A 22,587-nucleotide genomic window follows, 5' to 3' on the forward strand; every position below is an offset into this window, starting at 1 on the left:
TTCCAGAATTTTTCACATCTCCTCCCTATAAATTACAGCACTGCAGCCTTTCTGCTTTTTGCTCTGATACATTGCCCTGTCAGCCTTTCTGTATAGCTGATCAAAAGAAACCTCTTCATATTCATCATAAAAACACGCACCCAGGCTTATTTCTATACTCTTTCCCTGCATCTCTATGATGTCAATCTGCCGGACATTTTCAAAAAGGCGTTCGAAAAATTTCTCAGCTACTATCCGCTCCAGCATTTTCGGCATAAATATTGCGAACTCATCGCCTCCAAGCCGCAAAACCACATCACTGTCACGACATGTTTTCCGCAACTTTTCCGCAACGGCTATAATCACCTTATCTCCCACAGAATGCCCATAAGTGTCATTGATGGATTTAAATTTGTCACAATCGATCAGGCAAAGCAATCCTCCTGTTTTTTCCTTTAAAAGTTCCGTAATCCTTTTTTCTCCGCTTCCACGATTGCATAATCCTGTCATAAGATCTGTCCGCGCCAAATAAATCAACCTGTTCTCACGCTTTTTTTCTTCTTCTATACATTCAATACAGAAAAGCACATGCAGAAGCCTTCCATTTTCATCATAGTCTACAGGAATAAATCTGCTTCGGCACCAGCCTGATATTTTATCTGTAAATTCATGTGTTATGCTGTTTTTTCCAAGAAGCCGTTCTTCCAGCGTACTGATATCGACAAACTCCAGTGCTTCCTGAAGTTGTGATTCTATACACATTTTCTCAGCCATATCATTGATATGTCCGCAAAAATCATCCCTGATTTCATATTCTCCCATTTTCTTAAAATCATTTCCCAAGCATTCCGCAATCTGATCTGTCATTTTTACAATATGATATCTTTTTGTCTGCACATCAATCAAATGCATAGATATATAGATCTTCGAGAGGGATGAATAACTGCTGAGCTTTGCCTCTTTATTTGACTTTATAAATGAATTACGCAATTTCAGAAATGAGATAAGAAGCGTTCCTATCATATCCAGAAAAGTAGTAAGTCCCTTGTAATCACTTTTGGGAGGATTGTCCACACCGAAAAATCCACTTATCTCGTCTTTATAACGTAAAGGGCATACCACTACATTTCTCACATTCTGCGCTTTTAACATATCATAGGATATGCGATGTTCTTCTTTGATATCTTCTATATCCGTGATAATGATACTTTCACCTTTGGAAAACGTATCGTACCACCATTTTATTATGTCCATATTTACGTTCTGCAATCTGCTTATTTCGGGAACCACTCCCTCGGCACACCATTCATACGTATTGTCTGTGCCATGCCTTTCTTTACAATCTTCGAAAATATATATTCTGTCAGAACCGATATGTCTGCCGAAAAAGCGGATAAATTCATTAATCTGCTCGTCAGGTGTATGGTAATTGAGTGCGGATCTAAGTGCTTCATTTATGACCAGTTCATACTTTATGATTGTTTTCATGTTGTTTTCCTCCTGAATGTCTTTCTTATCTTATTTTTTACATTCAAGCCAGATGGAAAGTCCTTCTTTTATCTTTTGCTCTTCCACAGGTTTCATAAAAAAATATTCTATCCGCAGCCTGAACGCATGAAGCGAAAAATCAAGGTCACTGCACCAGATGATTCCACATTTCGGATACAGGGAGCGAAGATGTTCTGCTGCATTCAGGCCGGACACGCCCGGTAATGCGAGAAAAACTACTGTCGGTACTGTTTTCAATGTCCGTGCAAAAAATTGTTCCTGATTCTGATAAATTTCAATCAGCGGAAAAACATGCTTCTCTGTGCAGTAATTTCTAATATATTCCGCACTGTCTTGTCCTTCCTGTTCCTGGTCGGTCAATATGGCAATACAATACAAGACACCTCTCCCTTTCCATTTAATGTACTTTTATTTATTATTCTCATTATAAAAAAGTCAGAAATTATTTCAACAATTCTGTCACGAAACGACAAAAAATGACACGAATTGCAACTCCTGGGTATTATTTTGTGATATACTGTTACCAGAGCGTTTTCGAAATAACTACCCCCTGCTTGTCTGCGAATCCGATTGCACAGATGAAAAAATGTTACCAGGAACCCAGTGAACAGTTACGAAAAAGTCTCAGCAAACGGAATTTTATAAATATATATAAGGAAGATTTAGAATGAAAATTGCAATTGTTGATGATATTTCAAAAGAACGGACACTGCTACGAAGCAGACTGGAATCTCAGTTTTCCAGGCGCAATGTCCATACAGATATATTTGAATATGAAAATGGAGAAACTTTCCTCACTTCAGCGAAGGAATGCCCTTTCACTGTAGTGTTTCTGGATATTTATATGAATGGGGCTAACGGAATTGATACAGCAAAAGAACTTCGAAAATCAGACACTGACTGTCTGCTGATCTTTACAACAACTTCCACTGACCATGCATTAGAGGGATTTCAGGTCCGGGCTCTGCACTATCTTGTAAAGCCCTACAACGAAAATGATATTTCCGCACTGGCAGATGAAATCCTTTCCCGCATCCCGGATTCCGGGAAATACATAGATGTAAAGGTAAACGGAAGTAATATTCAGATTCCTTTCCGGAAAATAATCTACGCAGAACATTTTTCCCACATGATCCACATCCACACTGCCGGTGAAAGGGAACTGGTTACCCGCCAGTCCTTTGATTCCTTCACAGCCTCCCTGAAAATGGACTCACGTTTCTATCAGTGTAACCGGGGCGTTATGATCAATCTGGAGCATGCTGTTGATTTTGACGGATCAGGCTTTCGTCTTGATAACGGAAGCAATATCCCAGTCAGCCGGAAGCTGATCAAAAACGCCAGACAGACATTTATGGAATTTCTGTTCCAAAGGAGGTCCTGAAATGACTGACATACTTCGCCCTGTACTTGAACTTTCTGTAATCATTCCCGGTATACTGCTGGCATATCTGCCTGTAAAGAGCTATCTGCGGCAGACACCGCTTAAGCTGACAGCATGGCTTCTTCCGCTTCTTCTTGGAATCTGTATTTTAGGAGGAGCGTTTTGCTATGCCCTCCGCCTTCCCACCAGACGGGTCCTGTTTCCTCTGCTACCTGTCATTATGCTTATTTACCATAAAACATTAAAAATCTCTGTCTGGAAATCCGTCAGTATTTTTCTGGCAGTCTTCGCAGTTTTTGCGTGTGTCAACAGTCTGTCCCGGGCGGTCAATGCACTTATAACTGCTGACCTGCATATTGCAGAAAATGAACTGTGGTTTCGTACCAGTGCCGGGATTTTCTATAATGCCATCTGCCTGTTGTTTGTTCTGGCAGCCTGGTATCCTGCCCGCCACTGTGTACAGGCAATGGTCGCAGACGAGAACTTTGCCAAAACCTGGTATGTATTCTGGAGCCTTCCGGTAATCTTCATCGGAGTGAATCTTTTTATAATTCCTAAATACCGCGTTACTTTATATACCGGGCGGGTCCTGCAGTGTTATATTGTTTTAAGTCTTGTACTGCTCATAATCCTGCTCCTGTTTTATGCCATGTTTCTTATGATGGCAGTCATCCTGAACAGAAATGCCAGGCTTCAGCGGGAGAACCATTTTCTTTCCCTTCAGCAGGAAAGATACGAGAATCTCTGCATGGCCATTGAAGAAGCACGACAGGCACGTCACGATATCCGCCATCATTTTGTCCGGCTGTCCTCTCTGGCAGAACAGGGTGACATGGAAAATATTAAAAAATATCTCTCGGCTGCAATCGGAAAAATCTCCGACTACAATCTCCATTTCTGTGAAAATCAGGCTGTTGACAGTGTTTTCGGATATTATTCCACCCTTGCAAAAAGAGAAAACATTCCTTTTCATGCACTGGTTTCCCTGCCTGCTGATTTTTCCATAGATGAGATTAATCTGTGCCTTGTATTTTCCAACCTGCTGGAAAATGCCATCCAGGCAAGCGCAAAAACAGAGCCCACCCGCAGAAAGATTAATGTGGAGGTTTATCCCCACCATAATCATCTGCTTCTGATCCATGTGGAGAACACCTTCGATGGCAAAATACAGCAAAAAAACAATATTTTCCAATCCTCCAAACGCTCCGGAAACGGCATAGGAATCGAATCCGTCCGCCACATTACCGACAAAAACGGCGGTGCCTGTGACTTTACCTATAAGGATGGTGTTTTCTCTGCAAAAATAATGCTCCGGATATAATCAGCATTTTTTACTTTCAAACGCAAATCCTCCCTTGTATATCACTTAAGAGAAAAATACCCTTTAGGTTTATTTCGATTCCTAAAGGGTATTTAAAAAATATTTTCTTATTTCACCGTCACTTTACATTTTACGGATAAGCTTCCTGCTTTCACAGTGATATAAGCGGTTCCTTTTTTTATGGTGGCAGAGGATTTCACATTGGCAATTCCAGGGACTGTTACGGTGCAGTAAGCTTTTTTCTTTCCTGCTTTTACGGTAATTATTCCTTATATTTCAGGAATACTCCCAGAAACGCAGAGTATTCCCCGGGCTGTCAAGTCATTGCCACATAAAAATAATCCTTTTTAGGATACAGGGAATGAATCAGGGATATAGGGAATGAAATATTTAAATCATTTATTGACGTAAATATTAACAAAGTTATTATACAAATAAACTCCGAAGAGTCTCCATAAGCTTCTTCTCATCCAGCGGCTTGGCCAGATGCACATTCATACCTGAGGTCCGGCTGTTGATAATATCTTCGGCAAACGCATTTGCACTCATCGCCACAATGGGAACCGTGGCTGCATCTGGCCGATTCAGGGAGCGGATTTTACGGGTGGTGTCCCAGCCGTTTAGCCTTGGCATCATAATATCCATAAGGATTACGTTATAATACCCAGGTGCAGATGCAGCAAATTTCTCAACGCCTTCCACGCCATCCCCCGCGCCCTCTGCAAGGATACCATTTTCTTCCAGCATGAATTTAACAATTTCCATATTCAGTTCATTATCCTCTACAATCAGAGCCCGCATTCCCGTAAGGATTACCTCATCCTGGCTCTTTAGCCTTGACATTCTTTTCTCTTCTCCTATTTTAAATGGAACCGTCACCGTCACAGTTGTTCCTTGATTCTTGTGGCTTTCAATCCCAATGGTTCCACCCAGCCTTTCTGCAAGCCTCTTTGCAATAGCAAGCCCCAGCCCGGTTCCCTGATACGTGGATCTGCTGGTCTCATTTTCCTGGGAAAATACATCGAAAGCATGTTCCAGAAAGCTCTCGTTCATGCCGATCCCATTATCCGCACAGTAAAATTTATATTCCGCATGTATATCATCTATCGCACTTTCCTTGCACCAGACATGTACACATCCGCCTGGATTAGTGAATTTAACTGCATTATCTGCTATGGCATTTAAAAGCCGCTCCAGGTAAAGAGGATTTCCCGTCACATAAGCATGCCGGATATCTGTCTTCTCCCAATCCACAACATATTCAATATTCTTTTCCATTGCCTGTGTCAGTTTTCCGGCATTTGTCCGGCTTAGCAGTTCTGCCAGATCAAAAGCCATCTCCTGGTTCACCAGATCCCCGGATTCCAGTTTATTCATATCTAGAATGTCATTTACAAGGGAAACAAGGTATTTCGAGGATTCCATAATCTTGTCCCTGCAATTCTTCTGGATCTCTGGATCATCTGGATAACGGTTGGCCAGATTCACCATTCCAATGATTCCGTTCATAGGAGTTCGGATATCATGACTCATATTAGATAAAAATCTGTTTTTTAAAGCAGCGTCCTTCCTTGCCTCTGCAACCTGATACAAAAGCTCCTGTTCCTTTTTCTTGGCAGCACTGATGCTGCGAATAGCACAAAGCACATGGGTCAGACGTCCATTTTCATCCCGCTTTTTCTCAATAAAACGAAGCTTATGCCAGTTTCCATCCTTCATCCGGTATTCCATGTCAATGGTCTGTTCATTTTTCATTCGCTCTGGCAGTGTGGAAAGATCTGTAAACCTGAAAAAAGCCTCCTGATATTCCTCTGCGATCTGATCCTTACAAACCTTCTTGTTTCCCTCCGACATTACACCGTAATTTGCAAACTTCAGATTCACTTTATCCCTGTTTGTAATTTCCTCGAACCAGTCTTCTGCAATATCGATCCGGGAAATATACTGATAGGTTTTGGCAATGGCGGAGATAATCTCATTCTGCAGTTTGGTTTCCTCCAGGGCCTTTCTCAGCTTCTCCTGAATGGCTCTTTCTTTATAAAGAATGCTGTCTATGTTCCGATAGCCCAGAAAAATGACAAAACGATCCCCTGTAATCACTTCCTTTACCGCATACGCCTCGTAATAACTGTCATTCCCCTCTTTGGAAACGCTGTGGTAATGATACGTGATCTTATTATCCTTACCAAGCCTTTTTTTCATATTTTTACATAAATGCCAGTCCAGGAATTCATTTTTATCTTCCTCCAGGATAAAGGAATCTGCATACTGCCTTGCATATTCATCAAAGCACTTAAAATTGGAGCTGTTTTCTGCAATATATCTGGCATTTGTATTGGAAGCAAGACGCAAAATATCGTATTCGCCGGAATTAAGTTCGATCCGGTAAAGAGAAACATATTCTGGCAGCAATTTCTTCAAAACATGGCTTTCTTTTGAGCTTGAATAGTTTTCTTCAAAAGTTAACTGCGCTTTATCTGAAGACATAATATTTTCTCCTCAATTAATTTCCCATTATTTTACCATAGAAGAAATAAGAATACCAGAAAAACTGCACAATACTTTACAATTTCTATACGTCTCAAATCTCTTTTACTCTGAAATCTGATTTTTATCAGATCTGGTACCACCTGATTTCATTTGCTTCCATATGTAATTCAAAGCTGCTGCCATCACCCTTGTATACCACCGTATCCTGTGGCTCATAGGTATTATTAACTACGCAGTATTTGCCATTCTTCACATAAGCGTGAACTTCTACATTGTAGTTTGTAGAATACCAGCGGTTCAGTTCCTCCTCCGCAGATGCAGACCAGAGAACTGCCCGGTAGAGCACACGGCTGTTCTTGAAGCTGTATGGAAGTCCACTGATATAAACACCACGGCCTTTTCCAAAGGTCTTCACCGCCATCTGTACTTCCTGGTCCTTCTGGATCAGGATCTTGGTTTCCGGGAGGGCGAAAATATTCTTCTTTCCTTCCCCAAAATCCACCTCCCCTTCTGTATCAGCCAGTATAAAATGATCCTTATGCTCCTCCCAGTTATATTTATCTGTATTTAAGTTAAAGCCTCTCTCTTCTTCCACACCCAGCACATCATCCAGCTGGAAGAACTTGCCTTGCCACTGATGGGCTGCCGGCTCGCCAACTCCAATGAAACCGCCGCCGTTATAGACGAATTCTTTCACAGCAGTGATAATGGTCTCATTTACCCAGTACCCGCCGCCGCTCTGTGCAGTATCTGCATCTCCAGCATTGATCACAACGTCAAATTTCTTCAGCAGCTCTGAATCTGCCAGAATATCATCAAAGCTGATAAAGGAGACATCAAAAGGAGCCCCGCTTAACGCCTCAATAATTCCAAAATAGGAATAATTCTGTTTATAATAGATTGCGTGATGTACCATGTGGTTGCCCCAGGAACGCATGCGTCCCCAGCAGTTTAATACGGCAACACGCTTCACACAGTATGGAGTCACACCCTGGATATTGTCATAGAGAGTACGGAATTCCTGGCAGACCGCTTTGATATACCGGACAAAATCCGGGAACTGAAGCGCCAGCTTCAGATATCCGCCATAACCGATCCTCTGGATGGGGCTTCTAAGGATTGCACGTCTTGCAGTCACCCAGTTTACCTTCGCCTCTTTCACCGGGTCGCCGCCCTCGTGGAAGGTATCCGGGAAAAAGTACGGGAGAAAACGGCCTTCTGTGTATTTTACATTCTTAATATCACTGAACAGACGCAGGGTTGCGCCGTTGCCAACACTTCCAACCACCGCATCCAATCCAATAGAAGCAAACTCATCCATAAACGGCTCCATGCCGATCCAGTGATCCCCCATAAACATCATGGCTTCTTTGCCATATTCATGGACAATGTCAACCATCTCCCTGGCAAGTGCGGCAACCTCACGGCGCTGGAATGCCTGGAAGTCCTTGAATTCCTTAGATGGGATGCGGTAGGTATTGTTCATGTAGCCCTGGTCGATAATGTACTCCGGGCGGAATGGATAGCCCACCTCTTTTTCAAACTGCTGCAGCACATAGGGGCTGACAGATGCGGAATAGCCAAACCAGTCTACATATTTCTCCCTTGCCAGCTCATCAAAGATCAGGGTGAACTGATGGAAAAAGGTGGTAAAACGTACCACATCCACATATTGGTGAGTGTCAAGGAATCTGCGAAGGCGCTCCAGGGAATGGGCTCTTGTCTTTGGCTGGCGCACATCAAAGGTGATCTGCGGCTCCACATCTTTCCAGTCGTTTACCACTGCATTGTACATATGTACCGGATCCCACATAATATATGCCAGAAAGCTGACCGTATACTCATGAAAAAGCCTGGCAGGTGTAATCACCACGTTTCCGCTCTCTTCTTCATAATACCACTGGCTTACCGGAACTACTTCTCCTGTAGTACGGTCTATGACCTCCCACCACCTGGTAATATCATCGTGGGTATTCACCTTCAACATATCCGGATACAGGTGATCCATCAGGTGGATCTCTAATTTGTCTGATGTTGCGGTGTGGAAAGAACTCATAATATACATCTGCTGGATCTCATCCGGATTGGCCTTTGCCCAGGCGTTATCCTTTCTGGTGGTGTAATAGGTGGCATAGATTTTCGCACCACTGTCTTTTAATTCCTGGGGAAATTCTGTTCCATCACAGTCACGGATGGCGTCTGCACCCCACTCGTCCATAATATCCAGTGTTTCCGTTATCACATCCAGATTGGTAGGAATTGTAACTCTGCCTTTTTTCTGCTCCATTTTGCGACCTCACTTTATCTTTTTTAGTTATGATTTTCAAACTGACTCTGGTTTCACCAATTCATTTTACCTATAGTATAAGAATACGTTTTTCACTTTCCATTTTCAACAGGGTTGTTGCTATTGTTTTTAGAAATCTTGCGGTATTTTCTTTTTTATGGTATCTTTACTATGGAAGTTCCCTGGCAGGCCAGATCCGGTAAAAAATCTAAAGCGAACAGAATGAATAATACTCTTAAAATAATTCACAACAGTTTATTTTGAAACACAAGGAGGAGCTATGAGCACTCGTTCTTTTTCTTTTTCCAATGACAGTCCAGTCTCCACAGAAGCAGTTCTGGTAAATGCCTCTTCCTCCAGATACGAAGAAGACTGGCCCAGCATTCCACACACCCATGCCTTCACAGAGCTTTTTTATGTTTCCAGAGGAAGCGGCGAATTTCTTATTGAAGATCAACGGTTTTCCATTGAAAAAGATGATCTGATCATTGTAAATCCTCACATTCCGCACACGGAAACCTCCAAAAGCTCCATGCCTCTTACTTATTATACTGTCGGGGTGGACGGAATCAGTTTTTCCTTCCGTGACCAGAGGGAATTTCGGATCTTTAACTGCCGGAAAACAGGTACGGATCTGTTGTTTTATTTCCACTCTCTTTTTCAGGAATTAGATGAAAAAAGGGAGGGCTACGAAGAGATTTGCAGGCATACCTTATCCATTCTCATCGCCCAGCTCCGGCGGATCACGGATTCCGGCTTTCAGCTGGTGCCGTCTTTTCATCCCAGCAAAGAGTGCGCTCTGATCAGGCGCTACCTGGATTACAATTACGGGGAGGATATCAATCTGGATCAGCTGGCCGCATTAAGCCATCTGAACAAATATTATTTAAGTCATGAATTTACACGGTATTACGGGATTTCTCCTATTAACTATCTGAATTGCCGCAGGATTGAAGTCTGCAAGAATCTTCTGGAAAATACAGACCACGATATTTCCGATATCGCCCACCTGTCAGGATTCTCCTCCCAGAGCTATCTGGCACAGAGTTTCCGGAAATATTGCGGTATGACAGCCATGGAATACCGCCGCAGTAAACATCAAAAAAGAAGCCAGCCTGAATAGCTACAGGCCCGCTTCTTTTTCTGATGATTATAAACTCATTTTGGAAAATGGAAGCACTTTTCCAGTCTTAATGTAATACTCCATATTTCCCTTCAGTTCCTTCTGAAGATCTGTAATGATAAAATAATCCTTTGTCTCATTGCCAGCTCCCTTTTTGAGTGGAATGACAGGCTGGGTGAGCTGTTTTCTAATAAAGTTATCCAGATTGGAATATCCAAGATAACCAATCTTGCCGTTCCTCGTCAGCCAGAAATAGAGATACTCGCCATGGACGTTTGGACCGAATATCATAGCTTTTGCCCTCATGGTATAAAGCTTTCCAAGCCAGGCAGAGCCAAGAGGTGTTTCCACATTCTTGTAGGCTTCATAAATATCCTCTATCTTTTTGGGCTGGCCCATGCCGATCATCATCACCATATCTGAGGATCCAGCGTTATAACTCTCCGGGGTAGCAGCCATCCAGAGTGAAACGCCTGCAATGATCAGGATCGTGGCAACAGTGATCAGGATCACGGATTCATAGCCTTTCAGCAGCACAAATCCTCCAAGCAGTGCAACAATTACTCCCACAATGCGAAATGTCCATTTTCTCACATCCATGCTCTTTCCTCCCTGCGGCTTCTGACGTCTCTGAATTTTTGTTACGGTCCACAACCACCGGCAACAAATTTTTATCTATTTTACCATATTTCCTGCCCTATTTGTGACTTTTTTCGCAAAAATGTAATAAACCATCAATGCAGCGGATACCTACCCGCTGCATCGATACAGGTTCTTAATTTCCCAGAACCGCTGATACCTGGATCTCTTTTTCTGTCTCACTAAGATCAAAGCTGCCGCTATCTTCCACTGTCATATGTACTTCATACAAAGTGTCCCCCGAGAGCGCCTCCGGTCTCTCACCGCTCTCTGTCTGAATATGCCACAGCTCGGCCGGAACTTCTGCCAGCTTTCCGTCCACGCCATATGCATAAAGCTTAAATGCCGCTGTTTCTCCAGAAAGCCCCTTCATGCGAAGTGCCACTGTAGTATTGGGATGGACATTTTCAACGGTTACTGTATTTAACCATCCTGCCACCATTCCCTGACCACCATCTGCCTCAAAGGTTTCCTGGCTGAGCACATTTCGCCGCGCCTGATCCAGATCCACTTTGCGATAGGGCATCTCCGGCAGGTAAACAAATCTGTCCTGCAGCCTCAGAAGCTCCAGATAACCAGTCGGACAATAGAGGGCGTTTCCGCTGTTTCCCGCATACATGCCAATGGCCATATTGTTGTATCCCGGCTTATTGGCCACATCCATGGCAAATGCCGTCTCGCCGGTCTCAAAATCCAGCATGATATACTGCCACATTCCAGTTTCCAGATTCTGCACATAACCATAAATGTATCCGGTGGCTGTGGAAAGCTTCAGCATAGAAGTATCCGACAGGTCACTTCTGCACCAGATGCTCCTCATCTCGTAGCCGTTATCCGTTTTAATGGTATCTACACGTTCCACTCCTGGTGTGATCATCTTGTTGCCCTTTCTCAGCCAGTTTTCATCATAGATATTGGCGTAGCTCTGTATAGAAGAATCGCTGTCTGCATTTCCAAGACTGGCACTTCCCGCACCAAACCAGTTGCATACAATGGTGCTTACCGTTCCTTCCCCATTGTCATAGACGATTGCAGAGTTTTCAACAGAAACCTGGGCATCCTTGGGAAGCGCCTCCATCACCGGTGCACTTGCAACTACTTCGCCTGTTTTCATGTCTACAGCAAGAAGGTTGACCGGGCTCTGGTTGTCTGTAAACATCACCAGATCCGGAGTCAGGGACGGGGAGCAGCCGCCGCCCCACGCAAGACCGCCGCCTGTGGTGTCATCTCCCTCTTCACTTTCCTTGGCGCCAACACTCTCATAAGGTGTTTCCCACACTTTTTTTACTCCATTGTCTGCCTGAAGCAGATAACAATTCTGGTTGGTCAGGATCACAGCTCCGTCCTTTGACGCTGCAATGCCGTTTTCTGCTCCTTCCCCTGGAGCCAGCTCATATACAAATACGGAGTCAGAAAGGATTACTTCCTTCCCATTCAGAATTCCCTCAATCGCTTCCCGGGAAATATATCCCATTGCCCCCTGCTGCTGACGGTCCGGATAAATACGGAAGCCGCCGGTTGCAAACCAGAGATTTCCCTCATAATCGAAGACTACAGACAAAAGATTCTGGTCCAGTGTTTTTCCAAGTGCCTCTTCTGCCGCTGCCTTTACATCAATATCAAGTACTTTTTCGAATTGCGGAAGTACATTTCCTTCCTCATCAGTCGTCTTCAGCATAAGCACATGATTGTTGCTGGTAGGGCAGACCAGGCGGTTGCTCTCGTCCACGAAGGAGTAGGAGCTCTGGATCATGTAGCCGCCTCCGTCCTGCTCTTTCGGGGAAAAATAGCCTTCCGTCTTTGTTTCCCCTGCATTAATATCGCGGATGGCAAGCCCGCCTAAAAAGGGAACCACCGCATGTCCATAGGTGTCAAAAAAGATAGCCGGGGATGCATTTGCATTTGTTTTTTCATAAGAAACATTGATCTCGGAATAAATTCCCACTGGCAAAACTTCATCTGTGGAGTCTGTGTTGTAGCAGTCGTGATGGATGTTGGAATCGCTCTTTGCCATGTATGGATTCTCATCCACAGATTTTGCCGCAAGAGGCTTTATGGGAATCTCCGTGGTTTCGGCTGCCTGCCCGGCTCCGTTGGTATCAGCAGCACTTTCCCCGGTCTGAACCCCTTCCCCATAGGCCATATTTACACGGCTCCCAGTTGTTGCTGTAACCATACATGCCAGCATGGCAATAATAAACGCTCTCTTCTTCATATTGTTTTCCTCCTGAATGTTTGTATGATATCCATTAAAAATACCAGGTCCGGTACCGTATCCTGTATTTTCCGGAAAAACATTTCCGCATCCTTGTATATTTCAACCAAAGGAAAGATGCCTGCACTGGTGCAGTAATTCTTCATACACTCTGCATAGCTTTTTCCATCATGCCCGTTGTCCGTCAATACAGCGATACCGTACACAGAATCCCCTCCGTTTCTTACTGCTTTGTTGAACCCATTATAAAAAAATCGGAAAATAATTCAATCCTTTTGTCATGAAACGTGGGAAAATAGCACGAATGGTAAAGTTATAACGTGACTTGCATGGTATTTTTGGGGGATACTATTTCCAGAAAAAAATCTCTCTGCGGAAACCTGACAAACAAGGTTTCCGCGGAGAGATTTTAACATTTTTAATATACAACAACTGCCATAATTACATAAACCAGTATGGATACCAGACAATACAGTGAATTAGTGGTGGAAACGTAAGCGCTTCCATCCTCGCTCTTTAGGAAGGTCTGCATACTGAATGTGGCTGGTGCGGACATGTAGCTGATGATTGCCAGATTCAAAAGCAGATGATCTCCCACGATGTAATGGACTGCAAGCAGCACTCCTGCGATCATGGCAGCCTGAAGAAGGATACGGAGCACAATGGTCTTGATGCAAGGGCCAAACAGCTTTCTCTCAAACTCAATACTAAATCCTACCACCAGAAGGATAATAGAAGTTATGGAGGTGGTCAGAATGTTTTCCACACTTGTATAAGAACCAGCGAAAGGCCCAGCCAGGATTTTCTGCACCACCCCGGTAAGCCCGGCGATGATTCCAAGCACACTTGCAATAAAGGCAGGTGTATGCAGGGCACTGATAAACAGCTTCTTACCATCTATCTTATCCCCATTCTCGACCTGGCCCAGCATTCCCATGTAAACGCTGAAGCCAAAGAGAAGACCTGCAATATCCAGCACTGCGATCTGGGAAAGATTCTCCGCTCCGCAAAGGCTGGTATAAAGGGGATATGCCATAGAGCCACCCTCGTATACGCTGACCATGAAAGGCAGATATTTCCGATAGCGCTCTGTCATAAGTGGACGGAGCAAAAATCCGATGCCAAAGGAGATCACCAGCATAACGAACATGATCCCTACCAGAATTCCAGTTTCTTTATTATACCCGGCAGTGGCAAGGGCATGGAAGATTGCCACTGGAAGCATGATCTGGGTTACCAGTACCTTCATATTGTTAATTCCATGCTGGTCCAGCAGCTTCAGCCTTCTGCATGCCATTCCCAGAAGGATCATTACCAATACAGGCAGAATAATTTCCAATACTTTCATTTTTTACACACTTTCTATAATAGAATGGTAACTGTTCAGCAGCTTCACCGTTACACGATTCACAGTATACCCTCTTCTGAACTGTTACATAAAAGCTTCCTATTAAATGTATTTTATATACTTTTTTTATTTATCAAAGTCTGTCTCAAATACCCCCTCCGGTGTTCGCATAGTGAGCACACCAAGGTTAAAATCATCCTCCATCACAGTGATATGATACTCGAAGATCACATCATCCTCAAACTTGGAAAGCAGAATATAGCTTCCGTTCTCTTTGCCCTCGATCTGGTCACAGATATCATCGTACACATCTGCGCCGGAAATTTCACGGGGATAGCCGGACTCTTTGATTTTTTTCTCAATTGCAGCGTATAATTCTTCCATTTTATGATCTGCAGCAGTCTGGGCACTAGAGCGTGTTTGAAAAATCATTCCCGCAATCTGTATGCCACTTCTCTTTGCTGCACACTCCCTTCCTTTATTATCTTTTGAAAACTTTACCTTCTAAATCTGAATGCTCATAAAGTTTCCCATTTAAATGACATTGTATAATATTTTTCTATAAAATGTCAAACCACATTTTAACCAAATGATTGTCCAGATTTGTCCTCATTTGCCAATCCCGTACTCTTGCATTTCATTACGTTTAAGAAAAAAATACGAAGGACACAATTTTGCGTGTTTTACTGTATGTAGTAATCATCGCAATCTGTCTCTTTACGTTATATCCTTATTTTGTAACTATCTGTACTGCCCTTAAGAGCCGTGCAGAGATTTTCTCCATGAATGGAACCATTTTCCCCATCAAGGCCATCTGGTCCAACTTCACAGATGTGTGGAAACTGGCACCAATGAGCAATTACATGCTGAACTCCATTGTAATTGCAGGCGGCTCCACTCTTCTGGCTATGCTCTGCGGCATTCCGGCTGCTTATGCCCTGTCCAGAATGAAATTCAAAGGTCAGACCGCTTTTCTGGGATTTGTTATCGTTTCCCAGATGTTTGCACCAGTTGTACTTCTGATCGGTATTTACAAGGTTATGATGGCTTTCCATCTTACCAACAGTATTATCGGACTTATTTTTATCAATGCTGCATTTAACCAGGCATTTGCCATCTGGCTGCTCCGCGGTACCTTCCTGAGCATCTCCCCGGAGATGGAGCAGGCGGCCACCATTGACGGCTGTAACCGTGTACACGCCCTTTTAAGGATCCTTCTGCCGGTTGCTGCACCTGGTATCGTCACAGCGCTTATTTTCGTCTTTATCAACGCCTGGAACGAATATACCGTGGCACTGACACTAATCTCTACTGACACCTTCAAGCCTCTGACGGTTGGTATCAATATTTTCAACGGCTACAATATGATCGAATGGCAGTATCTGTTTGCTGCTTCCCTCTATGCAATTGTTCCAGTTGTGATCCTGTTCGTTGGAATCGAAAAAAATCTTGTTGGAGGACTCACTTCTGGTGGTGTCAAGGGTTGATTTTTATTTTTTTCCAAGTATAATAGAGAAAGATGCGGACGCGAGAAAGGGTTGCCCATGGCAGCCCTTTGTTCATGCCACTATCTGTAAAAACAGAAGCCATGGCACGACAAATATCCTTTTGGACACCGCGCCGCAGCTGGAGCCTGTTTGAAAAAGGCTTTCTGCATGGCAGCATTTTTCCTGTGTTACTGCGAACATTGTTCACAGTAACTATTTTATTGTACACTGTAAAATTTCACATAGTGAAGAATCGTGATTAATTCACACATTTCGGGAACTCTATACAGGGTATGACCGGATTATTTCCCTGTTCTGCCCATGAAATTTCAGCACATTTCACAGATTTTTAAAATCAATGGTTTTCACCTTGACTTTTCTGTAGAATACTGTAATATTGATAGTGCACAACATCTAGTATGTGATTATTTTTTGAACACAATATATGGAGGGATTTAACAATATGAGCACTGAGGTCAATGCAAACGTCATTAAACGAAATGGCGTGGAAGTTATTTTTGATAAGGCGAAGATCATCAACGCCGTCGAAAAAGCGAATGAGGAGGTTCCCAAGCTTCACCGGCTGAGCCATTACCAGATCACGGCACTTGCTGACATGATTGCAACTCGTGCCCTGGAATCCTCCCACGCAGTAAATGTAGAAGATATCCAGGATATGGTTGAGACCGGGATCATGGAGATGCGCGGCTACGAGGTAGCCCAGAAATATGTGCGCTACCGCTACAAGCGAGAGCTTACCCGCAAGTCCAATACCACAGACGACAGCATCCTTGCTCTTCTTGACCAGATCAATGAGAATGCCAAGCAGGAGAACTCCAATAAGAACCCGACCATTAATTCCACCCAGCGTGATTACATGGCAGGCGAGGTCAGCAAGGATCTGACCATGCGTGTTCTTCTTCCGGAGGAGATCGTAAAGGCCCATAACGAGGGAATCATCCATTTCCACGATTCCGATTACTATGCACAGCGTGAGCATAACTGTGACCTGATCAATCTTCAGGATATGCTCCAGAACGGCACTGTGATCAGCCAGACACTGATTGAGAAGCCACACAGCTTCTTCACTGCCTGCAACGTTACCACACAGATCGTTGCACAGGTAGCAAGTAACCAGTACGGTGGACAGTCCTTCTCACTCTCCCACCTGGCTCCATTTGTAGACATCAGCCGCCAGAAGATTCGCAACAAAGTGATCGAGGAGCGCAAGGCCTGCGGCGAGTCCCTTGATGATGAGATCATCCAGAAGGTATCCGAGCGCAGACTGAAGGACGAGATCCAGAGCGGTATCCAGACCATCCAGTATCAGCTGATCACCCTTATGACCTGTAACGGACAGGCTCCGTTTGTAACTATGTTCATGTATCTTGACGAGGTTCCGGAGGGACGTACCCGTGACGACCTGGCAATGATCATTGAGGAAGTAATGAAGCAGCGTATGCAGGGCGTTAAGAACGAACGTGGTGCATGGATCACCCCTGCTTTCCCGAAGCTGATCTATGTATTAGACGAGGATAACATCCACGAGGATTCCAAGTACTGGTATCTTACTGAGCTCGCTGCCAAATGTACGGCCAAGCGTATGGTTCCGGATTACATTTCCGCCAAGATCATGCGCCAGTTAAAGAATGGCAATGTTTACACCTGTATGGGATGCCGTTCCTTCCTTACCGTTGAAGAGAAACAGAAGAACCCGGACGGCTCTTACAAGTTCTATGGCCGTTTCAACCAGGGTGTTGTTACCATCAACCTTGTGGATGTAGCCTGCTCCTCAGAGGGCAATTTTGATAAATTCTGGGAGATCTTGGAAGAGCGTCTGGAGCTTTGCCACAGAGCACTCCGCTGCAGACATGAGCGTCTTCTTGGCACTGTTTCCGATGTTGCCCCGATTCTGTGGCAGTACGGTGCTCTTGCCCGTCTTAAGAAGGGGGAGACCATTGACAAGCTCCTTTACGATGGATATTCCACAATCTCACTTGGATATGCAGGACTTCACGAAATGTGCATGAGAATGTACGGCAGGCCCCATACCGATCCGGAGGTTCGTCCATTTGCCATGAAGGTTATGCAGCGTCTCAATGACAAGTGCGCCCAGTGGAAAGCAGCTGAGAACATCAGCTACTCTGTATACGGTACTCCAATGGAGTCCACCACCTACCGTTTTTCCAAATGCTTGCAGAAGCGTTTTGGCATCATTCCAGGGGTTACCGATAAAAACTACATTACAAACAGCTATCACGTTCACGTTACCGAAGAGATCGATGCTTTCTCCAAGCTGAAATTCGAGTCCGAATTCCAGAAGCTTTCCCCAGGAGGAGCCATCAGCTACGTAGAGGTTCCGAATATGAAGCAGAACATCCCGGCAGTTCTCTCTGTTATGAAGTTTATCTATGATAACATCATGTATGCAGAGCTGAATACCAAGAGCGATTTCTGTGATGTCTGCGGATATGACGGAGAGATCCAGATCAAAGAGGATGAGAACGGCAAGCTGATCTGGGAGTGTCCGAACTGCGGCAACCGCAATCAGGATAAGATGAGTGTTGCCCGAAGAACCTGTGGCTACATTGGCACCCAGTTCTGGAACCAGGGACGTACCCAGGAGATCAAGGACCGCGTATTACACCTGTAAAATAAATTCTGCAATGTAGGGCGAAGCAATTTCTTTTATACAATTTTACTGATAAAAAGCGCATCTTATGCAATAATATGTTTAACGGCTCAGCATAGGATGAAATGAGGAACTTAATTATGAACTACGGAAACATCAAATCCTACGATATCGCAGACGGCACTGGCGTGCGGGTCAGCCTGTTCGTGTCAGGCTGCAGGCACCACTGCAAAGGCTGTTTTAACGCCCCTACATGGGATTTTAATTACGGAGAGCCATTTACCCAGGAAACACAGGATAAGATTCTGGAACTGCTCTCTCCGTCTTATATCGAGGGCTTTTCCCTTCTTGGCGGCGAGCCCTTTGAGCCGGAGAACCAGCCGGTACTTGCGGATCTTCTGGAAGCGATCAGACGCACTTATCCGGATAAATCCATCTGGTGCTATTCAGGTTATCTTTTCGACAAAGATATGATTCCAGGCGGCAGGATTTACACACCGTACACAGACCGCATGCTCTCCTGCATTGATATTCTGGTGGATGGGGAGTTTATTCAGGAACTGAAGGACATTTCCCTTCAGTTTCGGGGAAGCAGTAATCAGAGGATCCTGCAGCTAGAGAATGGGAAATTGGTAAAGGAAGGGTTATAACCCTATAACCTTGATAAGCACCACAAAACAAGATTGCAAACCAAACTTGTTATCACAGCGAACGCCAGATTCTCATGCAGGATTCGCGTAAAATAAAAGAGAACCCAATAATTACTTGTGTATTTTATTTTGTTTTAATAAACAGCCACACCACTTGTAATTCATTCGGTTCTCTTTTTTATTTTTCTTAACTTTCCGTCTTCAGTTTCTCAACTTCTGCCAGAATACTGTTCATTTCATATGCTTTTAGCTGTTTCACTAATTCATCCATATTGATATTCAGCCGCATGTCATCCAGACTTTCCTGGATTTCAATATCGCGTTTCATAGTGGCAAGCTGTTCGCTTAAGTAGACCATCTCTTTATTCGTTTTCAGCGCTTTTAGCGGGCTTCTGCTGATTCCCAGATTTTCTTTCCAGAAAGTATTTAATTCTTTTTCTTTCTTAGCTGCGCCTTCGCATTCCTCAATTACCTGGTAAATTGCATCCAATGTCTTGTACTCTTCCACTAGTGGTGCGGCAGCTGAGGAAACACCCTTACAGCCAGGAATACCATCTCCCGGGTCGCCTGTGATTGCAAGAAGCACCGGGATCTGCTCCGGGTATACGCCCTCCTCAGAATGTACAGTTTCCGGGGTATATTCAAACACGTTGGACGGAAGGGCCTCGTAAGCATCTTTTCCATAAAGGCCATAGGCATCTTTTAAGGTTTCCAGCTTATCCTTGGTTACCACTCTCCACATACGGGTATAGGGGCTTACCAGCTGGAAATAATCGTGATCCTTGGTCAATACATAAGTCTGAAGCTCTGGTCCCTGAAATTTCTCCACCAGGGAGGCTGCATAGTCATCTGCCTCATACTCCGGGCTCATAAATACCGGGCAGCCGATGACCTTCAGGAACTCTTCCATCTGGACGAATTGCTCCTTTAAAGGCTGCGCCGTCTCCTTACGGTTAGATTTGTAAAAATCTGCGCCAAGCTGGGTACGGCGGAAGGTGTCCCTTGTCATATCGAAGGTAAATGCTACGTATTCTGGCTTCACCTTCTTATAGACTGCCAGAAGGGTGCGGAGCATGGTAAACATGGCGTTGGTATATTTTCCATCGGAGGTGTGTAAAATCTCCTGGTAGTGTCTCTCCTTCTCTTCGTCTGTCTTTGCGAAAAGAATGGATTTGGGCAGGTTTCCATAGTAGGAGGTAGACAGCATGGAGGAACCGTCGATAATAAGAAATTTAGGCATTGCAATTCTCCTTTGTTCATTATTAATAATGCTGCTATTGCTTGCAGCAATCAGCTTTTCGTCTTTTTATGGCTGAAATGTCCCGTTCTGTGATGCTGCTTTTTTACATGACTATTAGTCAGGCAGCCACTATACAATCTTTTTCTGATATTAATTGTATACACCTAATTCAGCCTTTCGAAGCCCATTATAGCATAAAATCTACCATTCCCGAAAATTTTTACAAAAAATTTCAAATTTCGTGTTATTTCTTCTCCCGGTTTTCGTATATATAGTGAAGGGAGCAAGAAATAAAATTATTTCACAATCCCGCTTCTACGTAGAATGAGGAGGTCCTTAATGAAAAAAATAATTTTAACACTGTCCGGTATTTTCTTTGTGATTTTTACCGGATGCTCGCTGCTGATCTGTATGATTAGTGGAATTCCAACTTTTGAGCAGCCAGCTGCAACCTTTTATCTGGTGAAGGCCATTGCCTTATCCTTTGGTTTTCCGTTGATCGCCTTTGGTTTTTTCGCACATAATTTGTACTTGCACCGCAAATTAGAAATGAAAAACCAGCTGATCCGGAATTTCAGGGAAAGCATTCTGGCATACCAGAAATCCAGCTGCGGGGGCTCTTTGGAAGCAGCCAAGGAGTTCAAAGATTCTCTTACCTGTCTGTTTTGTGCTTTTGCTGAGGACGGAAAACTCAGCGAGGATGAGCAGAGGGACTTACTAGAATTTATAGACAAATTTTAGTTATTGGTCACAAAGTGAACCGTAACAAATTTTAAGAGAGGGACTTGCATGCTTTTAATCTGTATGGGTATAGCAGGCACTTTGCCATTAGTGCTCTGTGTCCTGCTGATGATGATCAGACGGAAAAACTTTTCCTACCGGCTTGGCCGGAACCTGGTGTTTCTGAGTCTGGCGGGGTATTTGATACCATTTCAACTAATTAAATACTTTATGCCTTTGGATGTGCTGGAGAGTACCGACTCTCTGGATGTGATTGTGGACTATGTAAATTTTGACAATAAAGAAGCACTTTCTTACCGCGGAATCTCTATTTGGATGTCTGACTGGGCTCTTATGATCGTATTATGCTGGCTGTTTCTTTTAACCGGTTTCAGCATTTATCAGTTCGTAAAGTACCATCAGCTCACGCGAAAGCTGAAAAGAATTACCGAAAAGAGAACCTGCTTCCTGCCTGGAACCGGAGATGTGGAATACCGCATTTCTCCGCAAATTGGCTCACCGTATACGATTGGTTTCGTGAGACCTTTTATCGTAGTTCCGGAAAGCCTTGAAGATTCCAGGCTGTCAGAAATGATCATACGCCATGAATATTCACACCTGCGCAGCCATGACTCGTTGATAAAACTGCTCTGCTTGTTAGCCATTTGCCTTCATTTTTATAACCCGTTAACTTTGCTTACGCTTTTACTCTACACCAGATTTTCTGAATACATTGCAGATGAAGCAGCCACAGAAGGTTTTACCTTGCAAGACTGCAAAGCTTATGCAGCCGCCCTCGTCACGCATTCTGGCAAAACCAGACAGGTTCCTGTAGTCTGGAGAAGCAACTTCGGGGGAAAGAAACAAACTATAAAAAGGAGAGAGGAATTGATTATGGCAAGAAATAGAAAAGTGTCTAAGATTGGGACTGTTGCAGCGGTATTGGGTTCTATGATTCTGAGTGGCAGTACGGTGTTTGCGTATGCACCGATGCAGACTGTAAGAACTGAAAAGAATAATTCAGTTGACAAAAATATTGAAACTGTAAACTTTTCGTCCAATCAGTCAACAGAGAATTTATGGAAGGATTCAGAGGTTTATTTTAATACTTCTAACCAAACTATTATGATTGACACTGAAAATTCTCCACGAGCAATCCTGTGTACACATGTATATGAAAGCGGTACTGCCGATACTCATGTGTCAAAAAGCAATGGTGGTTGTATTGTCAAAACATACAAAGCTAAACGATGCAAAAAATGCAATGATATTGTTCTTTTAGAATTAATTAGCACAACAACTTACGTAAAATGCCCACACAAATAACTCCAACACCGCTTTAATGGGAGGAAGCTGGTGCCAAAGAGGGAGACAGAATCATATCAAACTTAATTTAAACTCAATTATATCGTATCTTCCGTGAAGCTCAGAGGGAACGGAAGTTAAATCGAGCCAGGGAAAGCGTTTCGCTTTTCCCTGGCTCTTACCGTTCTAACCGCCATGAAAAGGCGCCGGAAGCTTCCAGATTTCTTTTTTCCACACCCTCAACCAATCCCTTAACCT

At 43.8% G+C, this 22,587-nt stretch carries 17 protein-coding genes; 8 read left to right on the forward strand and 9 right to left on the reverse strand.

Annotated elements, in window-relative coordinates; all coding sequences use genetic code 11:
* Positions 1-12: 12 nt before the first annotated feature.
* Both LIQ05_RS02070 and LIQ05_RS02075 read right to left on the reverse strand, forming a co-directional pair.
* The gene (locus LIQ05_RS02070; RefSeq protein WP_226818205.1) at positions 13-1,467 is read right to left on the reverse strand and encodes a GGDEF domain-containing protein; all 1,455 of its coding nucleotides are present in this window, start codon (positions 1,465-1,467) and stop codon (positions 13-15) included.
* A 30-nt stretch (positions 1,468-1,497) separates the two neighbouring features.
* The gene (locus tag LIQ05_RS02075) at positions 1,498-1,866 is read right to left on the reverse strand and encodes a response regulator (RefSeq protein WP_226818207.1); all 369 of its coding nucleotides are present in this window, start codon (positions 1,864-1,866) and stop codon (positions 1,498-1,500) included.
* A 289-nt stretch (positions 1,867-2,155) separates the two neighbouring features.
* On the opposite strand from LIQ05_RS02075, the gene LIQ05_RS02080 reads away from it, so the two are divergent.
* Together LIQ05_RS02080 and LIQ05_RS02085 are read left to right on the forward strand one after the other, a co-directional pair.
* Positions 2,156-2,872 carry a LytR/AlgR family response regulator transcription factor gene (locus LIQ05_RS02080; RefSeq protein ID WP_226818209.1) on the forward strand — a complete coding sequence of 239 codons (717 nt, stop codon included), beginning with the start codon at positions 2,156-2,158 and terminating at the stop codon, positions 2,870-2,872.
* 1 nt (position 2,873) lies between these two features.
* Complete coding sequence (locus LIQ05_RS02085; RefSeq protein ID WP_226818211.1) at positions 2,874-4,193, forward strand: sensor histidine kinase; 1,320 nt, start codon at positions 2,874-2,876, stop codon at positions 4,191-4,193.
* 426 nt (positions 4,194-4,619) lie between these two features.
* Here the strand turns inward: LIQ05_RS02085 and LIQ05_RS02090 are convergent, their stop codons facing one another.
* Positions 4,620-6,680: a hybrid sensor histidine kinase/response regulator gene (locus LIQ05_RS02090; RefSeq protein ID WP_226818213.1), complete on the reverse strand. Its 2,061-nt coding sequence runs from the start codon at positions 6,678-6,680 to the stop codon at positions 4,620-4,622.
* 127 nt (positions 6,681-6,807) lie between these two features.
* Positions 6,808-8,970, reverse strand: coding sequence for a 1,3-beta-galactosyl-N-acetylhexosamine phosphorylase (gene gnpA, locus LIQ05_RS02095; RefSeq protein WP_226818215.1), 2,163 nt, complete (start codon positions 8,968-8,970; stop codon positions 6,808-6,810).
* Between the two features lie 280 nt (positions 8,971-9,250).
* Here gnpA and LIQ05_RS02100 point away from each other — a divergent pair, with 280 nt between their 5' ends.
* Positions 9,251-10,093: an AraC family transcriptional regulator gene (locus LIQ05_RS02100; RefSeq protein ID WP_226818217.1), complete on the forward strand. Its 843-nt coding sequence runs from the start codon at positions 9,251-9,253 to the stop codon at positions 10,091-10,093.
* 27 nt (positions 10,094-10,120) lie between these two features.
* On the opposite strand, the gene LIQ05_RS02105 is transcribed toward LIQ05_RS02100, so the two are convergent.
* The 4 genes from LIQ05_RS02105 to LIQ05_RS02120 all read right to left on the reverse strand — a co-directional run bounded on the left by LIQ05_RS02105 (position 10,121) and on the right by LIQ05_RS02120 (position 14,679).
* Positions 10,121-10,693, reverse strand: a complete 573-nt coding sequence (locus LIQ05_RS02105) for a hypothetical protein (protein WP_226818219.1) — start codon at positions 10,691-10,693, stop codon at positions 10,121-10,123.
* A gap of 175 nt (positions 10,694-10,868) precedes the next feature.
* Complete coding sequence (locus LIQ05_RS02110) at positions 10,869-12,947, reverse strand: hypothetical protein (RefSeq protein WP_226818221.1); 2,079 nt, start codon at positions 12,945-12,947, stop codon at positions 10,869-10,871.
* 418 nt (positions 12,948-13,365) lie between these two features.
* Positions 13,366-14,295: an AEC family transporter gene (locus LIQ05_RS02115; protein ID WP_226818223.1), complete on the reverse strand. Its 930-nt coding sequence runs from the start codon at positions 14,293-14,295 to the stop codon at positions 13,366-13,368.
* A 126-nt stretch (positions 14,296-14,421) separates the two neighbouring features.
* Positions 14,422-14,679, reverse strand: coding sequence for a hypothetical protein (locus LIQ05_RS02120; protein WP_226818224.1), 258 nt, complete (start codon positions 14,677-14,679; stop codon positions 14,422-14,424).
* Positions 14,680-14,969: 290 nt separating this feature from the next.
* Between LIQ05_RS02120 and LIQ05_RS02125 the strand changes: the two genes are divergently transcribed.
* From LIQ05_RS02125 to nrdG, 3 genes are all read left to right on the forward strand, one after another.
* Positions 14,970-15,782 (forward strand): carbohydrate ABC transporter permease, encoded by an 813-nt coding sequence (locus LIQ05_RS02125; RefSeq protein WP_226818226.1) that lies wholly within the window; start codon positions 14,970-14,972, stop codon positions 15,780-15,782.
* 463 nt (positions 15,783-16,245) lie between these two features.
* A complete protein-coding gene (nrdD, locus tag LIQ05_RS02130) occupies positions 16,246-18,435 on the forward strand; it encodes an anaerobic ribonucleoside-triphosphate reductase (RefSeq protein ID WP_226818228.1) in 2,190 nt (729 codons plus the stop codon).
* Positions 18,436-18,554: 119 nt separating this feature from the next.
* A complete protein-coding gene (nrdG, locus tag LIQ05_RS02135; protein ID WP_226818230.1) occupies positions 18,555-19,064 on the forward strand; it encodes an anaerobic ribonucleoside-triphosphate reductase activating protein in 510 nt (169 codons plus the stop codon).
* 187 nt (positions 19,065-19,251) lie between these two features.
* Here nrdG and LIQ05_RS02140 read toward each other — a convergent pair whose 3' ends face one another.
* Complete coding sequence (locus LIQ05_RS02140) at positions 19,252-20,304, reverse strand: 5'-3' exonuclease (RefSeq protein WP_226818231.1); 1,053 nt, start codon at positions 20,302-20,304, stop codon at positions 19,252-19,254.
* 339 nt (positions 20,305-20,643) lie between these two features.
* Here LIQ05_RS02140 and LIQ05_RS02145 point away from each other — a divergent pair, with 339 nt between their 5' ends.
* Together LIQ05_RS02145 and LIQ05_RS02150 are read left to right on the forward strand one after the other, a co-directional pair.
* Positions 20,644-21,045: a hypothetical protein gene (locus LIQ05_RS02145; RefSeq protein WP_226818233.1), complete on the forward strand. Its 402-nt coding sequence runs from the start codon at positions 20,644-20,646 to the stop codon at positions 21,043-21,045.
* Between the two features lie 48 nt (positions 21,046-21,093).
* A complete protein-coding gene (locus LIQ05_RS02150; protein ID WP_226818235.1) occupies positions 21,094-22,350 on the forward strand; it encodes a M56 family metallopeptidase in 1,257 nt (418 codons plus the stop codon).
* Positions 22,351-22,587 lie beyond the last annotated feature (237 nt).

It is taken from the genome of Blautia glucerasea, from assembly GCF_020537505.1.
GTDB lineage: Bacteria > Bacillota > Clostridia > Lachnospirales > Lachnospiraceae > Blautia_A.

What these genes read in the sequence shown, in the direction of transcription:
- LIQ05_RS02110 (WP_226818221.1), bottom strand. Translation starts at nt 12,947, where the DNA reads ATGAAGAAGAGAGCGTTTATTATTGCCATGCTGGCATGTATGGTTACA.
- LIQ05_RS02150 (WP_226818235.1), top strand. Translation starts at nt 21,094, where the DNA reads ATGCTTTTAATCTGTATGGGTATAGCAGGCACTTTGCCATTAGTGCTC.
- LIQ05_RS02080 (WP_226818209.1), top strand. Translation starts at nt 2,156, where the DNA reads ATGAAAATTGCAATTGTTGATGATATTTCAAAAGAACGGACACTGCTA.
- LIQ05_RS02085 (WP_226818211.1), top strand. Translation starts at nt 2,874, where the DNA reads ATGACTGACATACTTCGCCCTGTACTTGAACTTTCTGTAATCATTCCC.
- nrdG (WP_226818230.1), top strand. Translation starts at nt 18,555, where the DNA reads ATGAACTACGGAAACATCAAATCCTACGATATCGCAGACGGCACTGGC.
- gnpA (WP_226818215.1), bottom strand. Translation starts at nt 8,970, where the DNA reads ATGGAGCAGAAAAAAGGCAGAGTTACAATTCCTACCAATCTGGATGTG.
- LIQ05_RS02120 (WP_226818224.1), bottom strand. Translation starts at nt 14,679, where the DNA reads ATGGAAGAATTATACGCTGCAATTGAGAAAAAAATCAAAGAGTCCGGC.
- LIQ05_RS02100 (WP_226818217.1), top strand. Translation starts at nt 9,251, where the DNA reads ATGAGCACTCGTTCTTTTTCTTTTTCCAATGACAGTCCAGTCTCCACA.
- LIQ05_RS02090 (WP_226818213.1), bottom strand. Translation starts at nt 6,680, where the DNA reads ATGTCTTCAGATAAAGCGCAGTTAACTTTTGAAGAAAACTATTCAAGC.
- nrdD (WP_226818228.1), top strand. Translation starts at nt 16,246, where the DNA reads ATGAGCACTGAGGTCAATGCAAACGTCATTAAACGAAATGGCGTGGAA.
- LIQ05_RS02145 (WP_226818233.1), top strand. Translation starts at nt 20,644, where the DNA reads ATGAAAAAAATAATTTTAACACTGTCCGGTATTTTCTTTGTGATTTTT.
- LIQ05_RS02070 (WP_226818205.1), bottom strand. Translation starts at nt 1,467, where the DNA reads ATGAAAACAATCATAAAGTATGAACTGGTCATAAATGAAGCACTTAGA.
- LIQ05_RS02105 (WP_226818219.1), bottom strand. Translation starts at nt 10,693, where the DNA reads ATGGATGTGAGAAAATGGACATTTCGCATTGTGGGAGTAATTGTTGCA.
- LIQ05_RS02140 (WP_226818231.1), bottom strand. Translation starts at nt 20,304, where the DNA reads ATGCCTAAATTTCTTATTATCGACGGTTCCTCCATGCTGTCTACCTCC.
- LIQ05_RS02115 (WP_226818223.1), bottom strand. Translation starts at nt 14,295, where the DNA reads ATGAAAGTATTGGAAATTATTCTGCCTGTATTGGTAATGATCCTTCTG.